Annotated in this window: 15 protein-coding genes and 2 pseudogenes; 11 read left to right on the top strand and 6 right to left on the bottom strand. The window is 41.2% G+C overall.

Annotation, left to right across the window (positions count from 1 at the left end):
* Window positions 1-745: 745 nt before the first annotated feature.
* From FYJ73_RS15915 to FYJ73_RS08780, 6 genes and pseudogenes are all read right to left on the bottom strand, one after another.
* Entirely contained in the window at window positions 746-928 is a 183-nt protein-coding gene (locus FYJ73_RS15915; RefSeq protein WP_235899297.1) for a hypothetical protein, read from the bottom strand.
* Window positions 879-1,171: pseudogene (locus FYJ73_RS15910) on the bottom strand (DUF6088 family protein). The gene FYJ73_RS15915 and the pseudogene FYJ73_RS15910 overlap by 50 nt, the downstream one beginning before the upstream one ends.
* A 384-nt stretch (window positions 1,172-1,555) precedes the next feature.
* Window positions 1,556-2,068 carry a hypothetical protein gene (locus FYJ73_RS08795; protein ID WP_154534336.1) on the bottom strand — a complete coding sequence of 171 codons (513 nt, stop codon included), beginning with the start codon at window positions 2,066-2,068 and terminating at the stop codon, window positions 1,556-1,558.
* 320 nt (window positions 2,069-2,388) lie between these two features.
* Window positions 2,389-2,706, bottom strand: coding sequence for a hypothetical protein (locus FYJ73_RS08790; protein ID WP_154534335.1), 318 nt, complete (start codon window positions 2,704-2,706; stop codon window positions 2,389-2,391).
* Window position 2,707: 1 nt separating this feature from the next.
* A complete protein-coding gene (locus FYJ73_RS08785) occupies window positions 2,708-3,439 on the bottom strand; it encodes a hypothetical protein (RefSeq protein WP_154534334.1) in 732 nt (243 codons plus the stop codon).
* A gap of 76 nt (window positions 3,440-3,515) precedes the next feature.
* Entirely contained in the window at window positions 3,516-3,740 is a 225-nt protein-coding gene (locus tag FYJ73_RS08780) for a DUF6140 family protein (RefSeq protein WP_154534333.1), read from the bottom strand.
* A 177-nt stretch (window positions 3,741-3,917) separates the two neighbouring features.
* On the opposite strand from FYJ73_RS08780, the gene FYJ73_RS08775 reads away from it, so the two are divergent.
* From FYJ73_RS08775 to FYJ73_RS08725, 11 genes and pseudogenes are all read left to right on the top strand, one after another.
* Window positions 3,918-5,756: an SEL1-like repeat protein gene (locus tag FYJ73_RS08775; RefSeq protein WP_154534332.1), complete on the top strand. Its 1,839-nt coding sequence runs from the start codon at window positions 3,918-3,920 to the stop codon at window positions 5,754-5,756.
* Window positions 5,757-5,842: 86 nt separating this feature from the next.
* Window positions 5,843-6,697 (top strand): hypothetical protein, encoded by an 855-nt coding sequence (locus FYJ73_RS08770; RefSeq protein ID WP_154534331.1) that lies wholly within the window; start codon window positions 5,843-5,845, stop codon window positions 6,695-6,697.
* Window positions 6,698-6,823: 126 nt separating this feature from the next.
* The gene (locus FYJ73_RS08765; RefSeq protein ID WP_154534330.1) at window positions 6,824-7,726 is read left to right on the top strand and encodes a helix-turn-helix transcriptional regulator; all 903 of its coding nucleotides are present in this window, start codon (window positions 6,824-6,826) and stop codon (window positions 7,724-7,726) included.
* Between the two features lie 6 nt (window positions 7,727-7,732).
* Window positions 7,733-8,407 (top strand): hypothetical protein, encoded by a 675-nt coding sequence (locus tag FYJ73_RS08760; protein WP_154534329.1) that lies wholly within the window; start codon window positions 7,733-7,735, stop codon window positions 8,405-8,407.
* Window positions 8,407-9,021 carry a metallophosphatase domain-containing protein gene (locus tag FYJ73_RS08755; protein ID WP_154534328.1) on the top strand — a complete coding sequence of 205 codons (615 nt, stop codon included), beginning with the start codon at window positions 8,407-8,409 and terminating at the stop codon, window positions 9,019-9,021. The genes FYJ73_RS08760 and FYJ73_RS08755 overlap by 1 nt, the downstream gene beginning before the upstream one ends.
* A 219-nt stretch (window positions 9,022-9,240) precedes the next feature.
* Window positions 9,241-11,952 carry a C10 family peptidase gene (locus FYJ73_RS08750; RefSeq protein ID WP_206081745.1) on the top strand — a complete coding sequence of 904 codons (2,712 nt, stop codon included), beginning with the start codon at window positions 9,241-9,243 and terminating at the stop codon, window positions 11,950-11,952.
* A gap of 127 nt (window positions 11,953-12,079) precedes the next feature.
* On the top strand, window positions 12,080-12,499 hold the full coding sequence (locus FYJ73_RS08745) for a hypothetical protein (protein ID WP_154534326.1): 420 nt from the start codon (window positions 12,080-12,082) through the stop codon (window positions 12,497-12,499).
* A gap of 4 nt (window positions 12,500-12,503) precedes the next feature.
* Window positions 12,504-12,863 carry a hypothetical protein gene (locus FYJ73_RS08740; RefSeq protein ID WP_154534325.1) on the top strand — a complete coding sequence of 120 codons (360 nt, stop codon included), beginning with the start codon at window positions 12,504-12,506 and terminating at the stop codon, window positions 12,861-12,863.
* 87 nt (window positions 12,864-12,950) lie between these two features.
* A complete protein-coding gene (locus FYJ73_RS08735) occupies window positions 12,951-13,445 on the top strand; it encodes an exonuclease domain-containing protein (protein WP_154534324.1) in 495 nt (164 codons plus the stop codon).
* Window positions 13,436-13,615 (top strand): annotated as a pseudogene (locus FYJ73_RS08730) (IS30 family transposase); the annotation flags it as partial. The gene FYJ73_RS08735 and the pseudogene FYJ73_RS08730, both read left to right, overlap by 10 nt.
* 622 nt (window positions 13,616-14,237) lie before the next feature.
* Window positions 14,238-15,671, top strand: a complete 1,434-nt coding sequence (locus FYJ73_RS08725) for a Fic family protein (RefSeq protein ID WP_206081744.1) — start codon at window positions 14,238-14,240, stop codon at window positions 15,669-15,671.
* Window positions 15,672-15,805: the final 134 nt, after the last annotated feature.

The following is a 15,805-nucleotide window of genomic DNA, read 5'->3' as shown; positions in this document are numbered from 1 at the left end:
TATTGATGTGAAGCGTCACCTTGTGAGCCGTCTCATCGCTTATAGGCCTTGCCATTGTGCTATATCTTTGATTACCGCTACAAATGTAACAATAATAAATGAAATGACAAAACATAATAAGTTAAATGTATGCTGATTTATAGATAATTAGCTTTTTGGCCAGCGTTATCGCTACAAAATAATCGAAAATTCAGATTAGTAAGAATACTAGGAAAACAGGGGTCGTAGTAGACAAAGAATGGATAAAAGAAGGCGAAGTATTTGTAGTTCTCGCCAAAGATGAAAATGCATTTAATCCATGGATGCCATCTCCTGTATACATTAATGATGGCTTCTTCATTCATAGAAATGGAGGAGCATATTATTTGGAAAGTATAGCTAGAAAAGTTATTAAAGAAATGAAAGGGGAAAAAGTCGAATATGACGATATAGAAGATGCTTTTATGTAGGAAAAGTATTCATAATAAAAGAATTTAATTAAGTCTTTTGACTCACAAATAGCTATGGGTCAAAAGACTTTTTTCATTCAAATAAGACAGTTCAAGGCTCGCCTACACGGTTGACAATCGCACGTGGTAGGAACAATCCCAATTCGTCTTGTCACCATGAGTAGCCTTCAGCACGGGCAACAGCCCTGCCGTCTTATGCTGGGCCATGGCCTTAAACAAGTTCTTTCTTCAACTCATAGTTGACATGGGGCTTTTTTGCAGTCTTCCTCATTTTTGTCAACGCGTAATTATAATAACTATTCATAAAAGCTCTTTATTATTTTCCTAATCCATGCTGGCATCAGCTTATAATCAGCCTCTGTGGACTTTTCGTTAATGGTAGAGAATGCTTGTTTTAGTGCTTTCAGATGCTCTTTATTGTCACTGCTTTTACCAATCTCCTTCAATGCGAATGTAGCCAGTTGGGCTGTCTTGTTCACGAAAGCAAGATTTTTTTGGAACAGTATGCTTGAACGTTATTGTCTTGTCGTTACCAAGCCTAATCTTTCTTGGTGATCCGTCTTTCAGGAACACCACGTTCATAGGTACCTGAGTAGATAGTCCTAGAAGGTTCAAGGCTAAGCACCGGTCGGGGCAACGTGTGCACGGTATCTCTTGGCATTCTGTATGGCAATATCTTCAATAGAGGGATATAATACGCCAAGTCCGAGTTCCTTGTCTATCTTTGGATATAGGTTGATGCCGTTGGCAAGTCTAATCTATTCCTGCAAATAATCTTTGAAAAGTAGAAGAATAAATCCTTCAATATCAGCGTCCTCAGATAAATAGTTTCTTCATTTATAGAAATGGAGGAGCATACTTTTTGGAAAATATAGCAAGAAAATTTATCAAAAAAAATGAGAAGGGAAAAACTGAATATGGCGAAATAGAAGGTGCTTTTAGGTAAAGAAAGTATCTATTATCAAAGGAATGAAGTCCATCGACTCGCAAATAACTATTGGTCAAAGGGTAGTTTATTCAAATAAAACGATTTAGGTCGGTAGCGTCACGTGAATAGACAGTGACACTACCTTGCTTTTCCAATTCGTCACTATTTTGAATCTATATTAATTAATTATAATAAGAGATATATTTGTTATCTCTTTTTGGCTAAAAATCCAGGCTGAGTCGGTAGATATTTGCTCTCCATCTTCGAATCTCTTATTTACATCTACACAAAGCCAATAAACGTTTTCAGGCGCTTCTAACAAGTCTATTGTTTTGCTTTTATATATCTTCATTCTGTTCAGATATTCTAAATCTTTCCCTACGATATTTGTTTTTTTAGCATTCTCGTAAACTGATATATAGCTATCAAAACTAATTAAAACACGATCTATTAATAATTCATTTAGTTCTTCTTTTTTGAAATCTATTGCTGAATGTATAAATTCGTCATAGTCATCAGCGCAAATTACAGGTCCATCTACAACCTTATTAATATCTGCATCTGTTACTTCGTATTTCTCGTAACCTTCAGATTTATTAATATTTATTTTTTTGTTTATATCAATGGCTAACTCTAACACATAAGTTGTAACGCCCGCTAATCCCTTGTTATTTGGACACAATTGTAACATAATGTCATATAAATTATATTTACGGTCATAGTCTTTCTCATGTATATACCTAAGAGTTTTTGCCTTAGCTATGGCTATTAATTTTTCTAATCTATTAGAATAACTAAAATCTATGCGACTAGAATAATATTGGGTCCAATTTCTGCAATTCTTTCATATAATTCACGACCGTCGTAAGTTAAAATAGGATGGTTTTTACGCGCATATTTTCTGAGTTCACCAAAAATATTATTCATCGTTTTGTTTTTTGCAAAGATAAGAATAAAATATGAAAGAATACTAGGATTGGAGCCTTTTTTAAGAAATCTTCTTAGAAATCTTTAATCCCAAAGGTTACGGAAATACTTGCAGAAAAGCATGAGCCCTTCGTCAACCTTCTTGTTTTCTTCTTCTGTCAATGTGTTGCTATCCTCCAACAACTCGAAAGCGTCAATCATCTTTTGGATGGCAAGATTCCAATCGGCAATATCCTTAAAGCCCGGAGCATAACCTTGCTTGTCGAGAGCCTTGAATGCTCTCAATCGTGGCACTATCAACTTCGCCAATGTGTGATACGTTCCCCAGACCTCACCGATTGGGAAGTCATTCTTGTAACTCCATTCCTGTGACTCTGTGAACTTTTTCTTCCGCTTTGCCATATCAGTCTGAATAATCATACTTCGACCAATCTAGGTCATCAACCTGCATGTCGCCTTTATATGTATCATAATCTGTCTCAACAGTTATCTCAATATTGAAATCACGCACCCAAAGCAAATCAAATATAGAGAAACAGGTGACCTCAAGCAGTTGGTTGATTGGATGAATAAGATGCATATCGGCAGTTAGTTTATTACCAAAGAACCAATCATCCCAGTTATCCACCTCATCGTTAAGATACAACAGATAGTTCTCGGAGTCTGTATATCCATCACCTCTTGGATAACGCCATCCATCACATACACCATTCTCGTAATTTCTATTATAGTGGTCAAGAGTCTCATTGAGCATACACCACATTTTCTTTGCGCGTATGGTTTGAACGGGATGTATCTTTGGGTAGCCATAACCCAGATAACATTTTCCTGTTACTTCAATGTCACCGTCTACATCTGTCAGCATAACGGCATTGTATGATTTTATGGCATTGTAGCGCATGGCAACTAACTGTTGGCGTAAAGCTTCGTTGAAATCGCCCAATAAGCCTTTATACATCTCGTCCATAACAAACTCATGTTCGAGCAAGTGTTTTCTGACGAGGAGCAATCGTCTGATTATTGCGGTACTCGTGTCACTCAGACCATAAGAGACCTCTATGTCACGTTGCAAGTCAAGTATGTTCTTTTCTACTTCCTTGACAGCAGGCAGATTGAATATTTCCTGTACGCTCATAATCTTACAGTTTAAATCATCGGCAATGCCACAAAAAGGACATCACCGATGAATAGTATATAAGAGAATTTATGGCTCAAGCTAATGGCTTATAAGTAAAGTCATTAGGAGTACAACATGCTTTTTGATAGTCAAAACCATAGATATGCTTGTACATAGCTTTGACTTCTTGCGCCCCGTTGTCAAAGGGGCTGTTCTGATACTGTTTAGTCGTTACAGTCACCTCCATGTCAGGAGTGAGGACGAGACTGTTGCGCTTGACAATGCGCTTTGGCTTAATACGAAAAACTTTCCAACTCATATTTTTTGCTTTAAAATGATTTCGATGGCAAAATTAGCATACGGTTGCCTCAAAACGTTGCCCAGTGCGATAAAATATTAGAAAAAAAATATTTTGGGAAGTTTTTATGTGGGTGTAACCCGTTTTGGCCCAGTCTGAATTTAACTTTGCACCCGTAAATTTTAAAACGAATAGTTTATGACATCAATATTAGATTCACTATATAAAAGGAATGATATTGAAGCGGAATTCGACCCATTCTTTGAAGTAATAGAAGAGGTTGCTACGGGCAAAGAAGGAAGCTATAGTAATTGTTCCTTTGAAGAACTGATGAAATTGGAATGGTTCAGTAAGGTAGTAAATACAGAGTTCCTTCAATCAACGAAACCTTTGACTGGCAAAGAAGAAGATGTGTTCTCTGCCAAAAATCATCTCAGCACTATGCTCTGTACTTACTTTAAACGATTCCCTAACTGCCAATTGTTAGAAGACATAGCCATGCACCGCATCTTCCATCAGAAAGATATAGACTTGGGAGCAGTAATGGCTAAAAGGATGTTGGAAAGAAAGGACTACCGCATGGCGTTCAAGATATGCGCGACTGTATATCGTAAATTGGAGGAATCGCCATACAATTGGATGGCGGCCGAGTCTGTTTGTCAGATGTTGGGTCGTATGTATGAGTATGGCATGGGCGCTGAAAAAGACCTGCAGAAGGCGATATGTTATTACAAGCAGTGTTACGAGGCGTTCCGTACTGACTGTGGTTACTATCTTGGCAGGTGCTATGAGAAGTTGGGCGATGACGCAATGGCAATGAAATACTACAAGGAGATTATAGATGATGGCAACTACCGTGAGACAAGCGTGTACCGCCATCATTGGGATTCGGGGAACAAGAGATATAAGTTCAATTCAATTCCCTATCGTCTTGAAATATCTTTCCGCCGAATGAAAAAGAAGATGCATCCCAACAGACATGACGTATTGGAGATAACGGGAAGTTCCAGATTGAAGATATTCACAATGGAGCTGCATGTCCTTATGAACGCCACGATAACTATAGACTGGGGAGACGGGAAAAAGCAGACAGAGAAATGGAAAGTCAACGGTTGGCATTTCGTAGGTCATGAATATTCAGATTATAACGAGAATTGGAACACAAAGATTACGTCAGACGAGGAAAATGTCATTATGGGATTCAGGCCATTGACCGCATATTCGGTAAAGTCAATCAATTTCGACAGATGCAAGGGATTGATGTATCTGATTTGTCCTAACCAAAGCCTGAAACATTTGGACTTAAGGGGATTGTCGTATCTTCGAGATGTCAATGTCCACGGCAACGTCCTGTGTCTGTTTTCTGTCAACAGGCTTCATAACCTCACGGCTTTGGACATTTCAAATAATCCGATGAAGTTTCTTAATTTGGCAGACAGTAAAGTCCCGTTGAGACTATTGTCAATACGCGGCACACCTTTATGTTATACGTACAAGTGGGATATACAAAAACAGATGGAACTGGACTTCGGGCAAATCATCGGTCCGTTCTATCTTAAAGAGCAGCACGACCTATATCCGACCGTTGGATATTACATGAGGAACAGCAAGTGGAAGCACATAAGAAACTATATCCTGAATGCTTATCCTCATGTGTCTACAGAATACCTGGAATCGGCAAGACAAACTTACGAGTTGTTGTTGAAGGAAAAGCCACAGCCAAGTCCGGAAGGAATATTCTTGGAAGCAGATGGTACTTTCGTCTATCCTTGCAGAGGAAGAAAGGACGAACGTGGAGTATATTCAGAAGGGTACACAGATGGTGAAAGTTTCTATCTGACAATCGACAATCCTTGGAGTGTCGTCCTCGGTACTCCTATCAGAGACGCTGACAACCGCATGCCATTCATGCGGCTACCACAACGAAGGAATGCATTCTTTGCAGCAATGTGTCTCATGGAAATGATTGAGAATGAGAAAGAAATGAAGGCGCATGGACTGGAACCGATAAAATACAGTTGGTTAGGAGAAGAATAAAATTCGAAAAAATAACAAGAAAAAATAACGACGAAAGAAATAAATCGTTATCTTTGCAATTGATTATCAACTTAAAACGGAAGCTTATGACAGTAAATGAAGTATTATGCAACGCTTACGAGCCTCGCTTTAACAACCTTCTTGAGCATCTTGAAAAAGATGGAATCAAGAGCCAAGTGCAACCGCCATTCCTTCTTGGTATTGAGAGATTTACCGAGGAAGGAAATAAGACCGGCAACGAAGAATGGTATACAAATGCGAACCTTAAAGTGATGTTCTTCGGAAGAGAAACCCATATATGGGGATGGGATGAAGAGTCAAGTGTGTCGGATGGCTGTGTAGAACAATACGAGAAATTCTATGGAAGGAATTATAGGGAAGTTAATGACGGGAACAAAAGAGGTGTCTTTTTCCTTGTAGATTCTGAAGATAAATTGTCAAAGACTCCGTTCTTCGCAACTGGCCTAAATGGAATAATGTCTGGAATAGAGGAAAGGTTGAAAGAAGTTTGTCCTGACAAACATGCAGTGTATCTTTGGAACAACATTTCTAAGCTGTCTTCGGCTAACGGAACATCAGCAAGCACTACTGCACATGAGTACGAGAAGAAATACTTCCATGTGATTCCATCAGAAATCAACATACTCAAGCCTGATGTTATCATTTTCTTCACGGGATTCGATGCCAAATATGATGAATACATCAATGAGAACTTTAATGACGAAAGTGGTTATCCACTTATTGGCTCTGAAACTCTGCAAGGAGTAGATGAGTCTGATGTAGTTAAACTCAACATCAAGGGTATTCCACTTGCCTATAAGACCCATCATCCTCAAACTACTCATGTAAATAACAAGACTATAGATGGTGCCGAAAGGTGGAAACACTATAATGCCATCCTCGATGACATCAAGGCTCACCTTGGCGAAATCATAAAATAAAGCCTACGGAATTTGATATAATGCCATTACAGCTCAGCGTAATGGCATTATAGCAGCGTGAAATGCCATTTTCTTCTCGTATAATGCCTTGCTAATATTTTAATTCAGAACAATAGAATTTTCACTATGGCAGCAAACCTTATTGGACGTTATCTTTGGGAAATCAACGAAGTCGCAAGGTCACGGCATGGCCTGACTTTGGACGAGCTTAATGAAAAATGGGAAAAGTGCTGGCTTTATAACGGCAGACCCATTGTCAGGAAGACGTGGTTTGAACACCGTGTACAAATCGGAGAGCAGTTCCATGTCTATATTGAATGTGACAAGCGGACGAACAGGTATTATCTCGAAGGCAAGGACACAACTGGCATGCCGGAAATACAGGAGTGGCTGCTCAACAGTTTCTCAGTCGGCAATATGCTCTTGCAGGGCAAAGACTTGAATGGCAGAATCATCTGTGAGCAGATACCGTCCGGCTATGAATATCTGACGGAATTCATTCAGGCGATGCGGGAGAACAAGGTTGTCAAACTGGAGTACCAGAGTTTCTATGCCAAGGAACCACAAGAAGTTGAACTTGAGCCTTACTGCCTGAAGGTTTTCAAACAGAGGTGGTACATAACCGGTAAGAACATCGTAAAGAACGTGCTACGCACATACGCTCTTGACCGTATCGATGATATGGAGATAACCGACAAGAAGTTCAAAATGCCAAAAGGCTTCGATGCGCAGGAACTTTACGATACCGTCTATGGTATCATTCTTGACAACGACAAGAAGGTAGAGCGGATAGAGATAAACGTCTATAACGGACAAGCAGACTACTTCCGCTCGCTCCCTCTGCATCAGTCCCAACGTGAGCTAAGTTCCAACAAGGACTGTACTGTATTTGAGTATTATCTCAAGCCGACCTACGACTTCATCCAGGAACTTTTATCTCACGGTCCCGATGTCGAGGTCATCCATCCCCAAAGTTTGCGCCAACAGATGAAGCATTGGATAAAGGATATGTCGGAACTATACGAATAAGAATTTATGGAACAAGAAACATTATTTCATCTTATAGCTTTAGGTGACAAGGCGGCGGATACCTTGTTAAAACTCCGCTCTGACTTGGATGAGTGGTTCGAAACTGAACTTCTGTCCAACAACAAATACCACTACCTTGTTGCCTTGATAGACGAGTACGCAAGCCCTAATGATTTGCCAAGGGTTGACATAGACGAAACGGGTAAATTAAAAGTATTCGTTATTGACATCAGCGACGAACCAAGGGCAAAGGAATGGGGAAACGTACTGTCATACATTTGGATTCCAAAAGAAGGTCAATACGGTACTGTCAAAGACCTTTTCCAAATTGTGTGCCGCGATTCTCTGCTTGTCCACGGCCTGATTTCATTTGATTTCAAAGATTGGAGAAAACTTGCAAGTGGCGCCAACACCATAAAGATAAGCACTCTCCATCTTGATGAATCATCCGTGCTGCAATTAGACGAATGGCCGGTAGATTGTACTACCGACGGGAAATATCTTATAGTCTTGGGTTCGCCTACATTCCAAAAAACACAGATGGATGAATACACTAAAGGGCTGAACACGTTATATAACAGACTGCCATCAGAAGCATTAGCTTACTGGACAATAGTTGGAAAGGAGCTGGCAAAGGAGGATGCCTACATAGCACTGATACAGCTTATACCATTGACATAATGACAATACTCCACATTTCCGACACTCATGGCCAACACACAAAGTTAGCCAACCTCCCTGCCGCCGACGTAATCGTCCATTCCGGTGACTTTACCTTCGGCGGCTCGGAGCAGGAGGCGATAGAATTTATGCAATGGTTCTGTGATTTACCTTACAAGCATAAGGCTTTTATCGCAGGCAACCATGATATGTGTATGTATGGTGCCGACAAGATAGAAGGTTTGCCGGAGAATGTTCACTACCTCTGCAACTCGTCAGTAGTCATTGACGGTGTGAAGTTCTATGGCTTGCCGATGTTCATGGAAGATGTTATGGACGGAACGTATGACAAGCTCATATCCGCAATACCTGATGACACGGACGTGCTTGTTACACACCAGCCACCATACGGCATTCTTGATGGTGGCGAGTATCATGGGAAGCAGGATTTCCATTACGGCGACTATAAGCTTTACGCCAAAGTCTTGGATGTAAGGCCTAAGCTGCACCTTTTCGGTCATGACCATAATGTGTATGGGTTCGAGGAACATTTCGGCACAGTATTCTCCAACGCAGCGGTTGTCGACTCGCACTATGTTTTGAAGAAAGAAACCCCGCTTACATACAATATATAATTAAGGTGTGAAGTCCGGATAGCTATGTTTGACGAGAAAATCTAAACTTTTTATTGACTGGGCAACGTTTTGAGTCCACCTCGAAATAACTTTGCAGGCAAATTGAGAACTTAAAACGTAAAGCATATGAGAAGTTATACCCAGTCAATCTGCCTGACATTATTGCTTTTAGTCCATTGTGTTTCCTTATGCGCCCAGCAAAGGAGTTACAACGAAGCAATGACCATTGCATCGGAGAAAGCCAAAGTAATGAACCTGTCTCTGGAAGATGAGACTTCCAATTCTGCCAAGGCTAAGAAGAACATCAAACAGCAAGAGGAAAGCAATGCAAGTCCTTACTACGTATTCAACTTCGCCGATAATAATGGTTTCGTTATTGTCGGTGGAGACGGGCAATTGCCGTCCATAGTTGGCTATAGCGACAAAGGACATTTCAACAAAGACAGCATTCCTACACAGTTGGGCGATTTCCTTGACGCTTACACGAATACAATTGAAGCCGTGAAGAATGGTGAGGAAAAGGCAGTGAAGAATGTCAATGCCGCAATGAAGAGAACAAACGGCTCTTTCAATGCTGTCGCGCCGCTTCTTGGCGGTATCGAATGGAATCAGGGAGAGCCATTTAACAACCTGTGTCCATTGTATGATGGTGAGAACAGGGCTGTTACCGGTTGCGTCGCTACTGCTATGGCGCAGATAATGCGCTATTGGAAATGGCCTAAAACACTTAAAAAAGGCATTCCTGCCATTAATAGGGACAACTATAGCGTGGACTCCATTCCACCTAGTTATCAATATCAGTGGGATAGTATGCTTGAGAGTTATAATGGCAACTATACTGATGCGCAAGCCACTGCGGTGGCATCACTGATGTTACACGCGGGAGCCTCAATAAGAATGTGGTATGGCGGAATGTCAACAGGCTTTTCTGATGACGTCGCTCCGGCTATGATTAAGTATTTCGACTATGACAGTACTTGCGTGCAATATCTCAAAAGGGAATACTTTGAGTGGGAAGACTGGAACAATATACTGCAAAAAGAACTCAACGCCGGACGTCCTATGTATTACTCCGGATTTGCCGCAGGGTATGGCATAGGTCATGCATTCGTATGTGACGGACTTGACTCGGACGGACTTTACCACATTAATTGGGGATGGGGCGGAATGTCGGACGGATATTTCGACATCACCATACTTAACCCGTCAAGTCGTGGCTATGGAGCCGTGGAGACAGATGAAGGATACAACAATGACAACGAGATTGTAATTGGGATTGTACCAAATGACGGTCAAAATCATGAGTCGTCATTCGAATACGACCACTGTTTGTTGGAAGCAGGATATGTCGACTTCAAGCAACTTAACCGTGAAGACTCGACAAAGTCTTTCCAAGGAGATATTGACTACCAATTCACCAATCCTTTCGACGAGGACAAAACAGTTACCCTGTCATTGGCAATTAAAAACGGCTCCGGGGATTATACCTGTATTGGTTCCCAAAGAACAGTGACCTTCCCAAGGAAAGACTCATGGGAAAACATTACATTACCCTTCGACTATGTATTTTCAAAAGGCATAACGAAAGTCTATGCAATTGAAAGCACGGATAGCGGTGCTACGTGGAATGAATGTTATGGAAACAGATCAAATGCATTGGAGGTGTTTGTAACCGACACATTGCTGAAAGCCAGCAGTAACAGATACACGGAATACGATGACAGTCAGGGACTACATTATAATATAGACAACTGGTATATTTCCGCTTTGGTATCAAGTGGCAGAAATTGCTCAGGCGATATAATTATACCGGAGCAGGTTACTATAGACGGACAGACTTGCTATGTCACTGAGATAGAAAACGAATGTTTTAGCGGAAGCAGCATAAAAAGCATCGTAATCCCCAAGACTATAACAGAACTGCAAAGACATATATTCCTCAACTGTGACAGTCTTGTAAGCGTTACATTCGCTAAAGGGTCAACTTTGAGACAAGTCGGAAAGAGTTGCTTTCAGGGCTGCAAGCACCTTAAAAGCGTTTCTTTCCCAAGTTTGTTTGACGGCAAGATTCCCGACTTCTGCTTTGCTTATTGTGACAGTATAGAGAAGATAGAAGTCCCCAATGGAATAACATCTTTGGGAAATTCAGCTTTCAACAGTTGTTTTAAATTAGACAGTATAAAGATCTCGGATTCCTTTGAGGGTGATATTCCCGAATATAGTTTCGGTTGGTGCTTCAATCTCAAGGAGGTGAATATCCCTGAAGGAGTAACGGGAATAGGCCCATCCGCCTTTTACTCTTGCAGAGGATTAAGAAAGATTACCATGCCTCAGACCATGTCCGGAGAGATTGGCATACAAGCGTTTGCCATGTGTCCAAATCTTGAAGGTACACTTGTCATTCCTGAAGGAGTAAGCTCAATCGCATGGCAGGCATTCTATAGTTGTGGAAAAGTAAGTAAGATAGAATTCCCTTCAACATTACGAACTATTGGAAGTGAGTGCTTTATCGGATGTGAAGAACTGAAGGAAGTAATATCACGCCCGGAAGTGATGCCACAGGGTATGGTCGGAGCATTCGCGCCTTCGGCAGACATGACAAGCATGAATACTACACTTTATGTTCATCAAAGTTCACTTGATGAATACAAAGACTCTGTTGGCGATTATTTCTTAAAAGTCCTACCATTAGAGGACTCTACAAACGGCATAAAGGCAATAACTGACGATGGCATAAAGATATATTCGTCAGGTAATACCGTCATGGTTACAGGGCTAAAGAATAATACGGAAGTGCGTTTTTACTCAATCGACGGAATGCTCTTGGCAAAGAAAAAGGCGCAAGGTAGCAATGTTTGCCAACCCTTCCATTCCCCAATAGTAATAGTAAGAGTAGGAGGCAAGGCTTCCAAGGTTTTGCTTTGCAGATGACAAAATGTGATAAGATGGGTAGAGAGAACAAGAAAATTTATTTTCTTTTCTTGAAAAAACATTTGATTGTAACGCGTTTTCGTCCGACCTCAAGATAGCTTTACACAATAAACTTAAAAAATAAATTATGTCAAACATTAAGAGTGTCAATGTCAGAATGTCAAGAATAGGCTTTCATGGTGTTGAAATCAACAAAGTGGTTTACGTTCCGTCGGTAGATATTACTTATACCGATACCAATAAGAAGAAGCTAAGTATATTTGCACCCGTAAGTGATGGCAATAAGGGCTTGAAAAGAAAAGACTTCCATGGTGTGGTTGTCTGCGGCGACTTCTTCGTAATACTTTTTACTAATGAATGGGAAATCCTTTCTGAGGACTGCAAGCTTTTGGCAACAATGAAACCATGCGGCACACCCATACAGGCTGACGAGGACGAGTTCATCGTTAGAGAAGGCAATATCATTACATGGTATGATAAGAACGGCAATAACACTGGCAGCCGTGAATTGACTGCTGAAGAAATAGAATACTTAGATAAGAAATAAGCTTATGAATATACCATCTGCTGAATATTTCGAGGTTTTTCTTGACAAAATCTATCACTGCAAGAAGCCATTTGAAGTAAAAGTCAGAGACAGAATGCCTAAAACAAGAATGGGTTCCTATTCCCCATCTTTTTATAGGATAAATATCTACTCAAAGTGGATTGTAGCGTGTCCGTTGGAGGAAATAGCGATACATGAATATGCTCATCATATCCATTGGACAGAACATGAAGGTCATCGTAGAAAGGGAGATGACAGAATGCATGGAAAAAACTTCTGGAGGATATACTCTGCACTTATGTCGAATGCTATAAGGTTGGGACTATACAATGATAATCTAATTGAAGATATAGTTACGAAGTAACGTCTTTTGTATAGCAAGCTATTAAATAAATAGTAATCAAATAATAACATTCAAAGATTTTTTGTAACTTTACACCCACAAAACGATATGAAAGATTTCGCAGCTATAGACTTCGAGACTGCCAACTTCAACAAGACAAGTGTATGCTCTGTAGGAGTGGTTGTAGTAAGGGATGGAAAGAAGGTAGATTCGTTCTACTCTCTTATCCATCCCGAGCCGGATTATTATAACTACAGATGTTCAAGTGTCAACGGCTTATGCCGTGAGGATACTGAGGAAGCACCTATCTTCCCCGAAGTTTGGGAACAGATAGAACCAATGATAGAAGGACTTCCACTTGTCGCACACAACAAGGCTTTCGACGAGAACTGTCTCAAAGCAGTATTCCGTATGTACCAGATGGACTATCCAGATTATCCGTTCTACTGCACTCTCATAAAATCCCGTCAAGTATGGCCTGGCGGTCATCATAATCTCGACATCATCGCCGAGCGTTGCGGTTACGACTTGAAGAACCATCATCACGCACTTGCTGATGCAGAGGCATGTGCTGCCATCGCTTTAAAGATTCTGAAAATCTGAAGAAGACCATCACCACAGACAATGGATCTGAGTTCTACTGTCATGAGTACATAGCTAAAAAGTTAAGTACTAAGGTGTACTTTGCCGACCCTCATGCGCCCTGGCAGAAAGGTGGAATAGAAAACACCAATGGACTCATACGGCAATACATTCCAAAAGGTAATGACTTAAAAGATGTAAGTCAACAGAGAATAAAGATGATACAAAGAAAAATTAAATTTTCTCACTCCAGATGAAGCCGTTTACAAAAAGACTTCTTAAATTTGCACTTGCTAATTGACTCCGCCTAAAAGAGATCCATAAACATCGCTATTTCTGTTTTTCCACCTTATTCGACCAAACTTCAGAAAAAGCGGCTCTTATTCGACAAAATTTCTATCATGAGGGTATTCTTACTGTCCTTATTGACTGAAACACATGCTTGATGGTATTTCTTATTCGACAAAACTTCAGAAAAAGCGGCTCTTATTCGACAAAATTTCTATCATGAGGGTATTCTTACTGTCCTTATTGACTGAAACACATGCTTGATGGTATTTCTTATTCGACAAAACTTCAGAAAAAGCGGTTCTTATTCGACAAAATTTCTATTATGAGGGTATTCTTACTGTCCTTATTGACTGAAACACATGCTTGATGGTATTTCTTATTCGACAAAACTTCAGAAAAAGCGGCTCTTATTCGACAAAATTTCAAAATTCTTTTTGTTATCCGACGAAATTGCCTAACTTTGCAGAAAAACGAAAGTCCATGACCAATAAACTAATAACAAACAATATCACTGAGATATTTATGGGTACTCGGGATAAAGGCAAGTCAGCAGAAATGAATTCCATGATGAAGGCTGGATTGCTGAGAAAGATTGCACCCAAGGTTTACACCACCAATATGGAGGACACACCGGAGGAAATCATAAGGCATAACATCTTTTTCATTCTCGGTCAGCTCTATCCTCAGGCGGTTATCAGCCACAGGTCAGCTTTTGAGTTGAAGCCGACGTCCGAAGGGGATATCTATCTGACGTACAATTACACGAAGAATGTTACTTTGCCCGGTATAAAGGTGCATCTGATGGAAGGGCCTAAAGGAACGGAATACGACATGCCCTTCATCGAGAATCTCTATATATCAAGTGCGGAACGCAGAACGATGGAAAACCTTCAGAAAGGACGAACGAGGGGAGGTTCTTCCAAATGCCTTCCCCGTACCAGTATCGAGGACTACCTGGAGCGTATTCTGCAAGTGAACGGTGAGAAGGGCTTGAACTCTTTTCGTGACAAGGCACGTGAGATTGCCGGGAGTTTGGGCATGGAGGCCGAGTTCGAAACACTCAATACCATCATAAGTGCTTTGTTGAGCACGAAGCCGTCCAAGGTTCTCACCTCACCGGCAGCACTGGCAAGAGCCCAAGGAGAGCCATACGATGCCAACAGGATAAAGCTCTTTGGCATTCTGTTCGATGCCCTGCACAACGAGCCATTCCCTTTGATTGATGAGCCTAACGTGGAAACCTCTGCCTTCCGTAATTTTGCTTTCTTTGAAAGCTATTTCTCCAACTATATTGAAGGTACGGAGTTTGAGATTGAGGATGCCCGCCAGATTGTTGAGACGGGACAGCCTATGCCAGCCCGTAACGCCGACTCCCATGATGTGCTGGGCACCTTTCAGATCGTTGCGAGCCGCAGGGAGATGCGCCGTACTCCCTCATCGGCCGATGATCTGATAGATATTCTGCAAGACCGGCACCGCGTGATGATGGCAGCGCGGCCAGACAGAAATCCGGGAATGTTCAAGATGCAGAACAATCATGCAGGAGACACTCATTTTGTAGACTGCACATTGGTCAGAGGTACGCTGCGCAAGGGATTTGAGTATTATCAGGCATTGGAGCACCCATTTGCCAAAGCTATGTTTATGCTTTTCATGATAAGTGAGGTGCATCCATTCACAGACGGCAACGGACGTATCTCTCGAATCATGATGAACGCTGAACTTGTAGCGGCTGACCAGTCAAAGATCATTATCCCCACTGTATTCCGGGAAGACTATCTCAATGCCTTGAGGCGCCTAACCCGCAGAAATGACCCCAGCGTGTTGCTGCATGCCATGACGCGCGTGAGAAATTTCAGTGCCAACATCACGGGCGACAATTTTGAAGAAACGCGTCATTATCTTGAAAGATGCAATGCATTCAAGGAGGGAGACGGATATATTCTGAGGTTTTAATCGGCCTGTCCTGTGTTCAGCATACAACGTCTTTGGTGAACTTCTAAAGTTCTTTCTTAAGTCCGTAATGCCCGTAAGGAATAACCTATAGTGTTGTCATCCTCCAAATGCAGGTGCAACACTATAGGCATTCG

The organism is Hallella mizrahii, assembly GCF_009695775.1.
In the GTDB taxonomy this organism is placed as follows: domain Bacteria; phylum Bacteroidota; class Bacteroidia; order Bacteroidales; family Bacteroidaceae; genus Prevotella; species Prevotella mizrahii.
The sequence above is the reverse complement of the archived record's forward strand: the minus strand, read 5'-3'. Positions and strand labels throughout refer to the sequence as shown.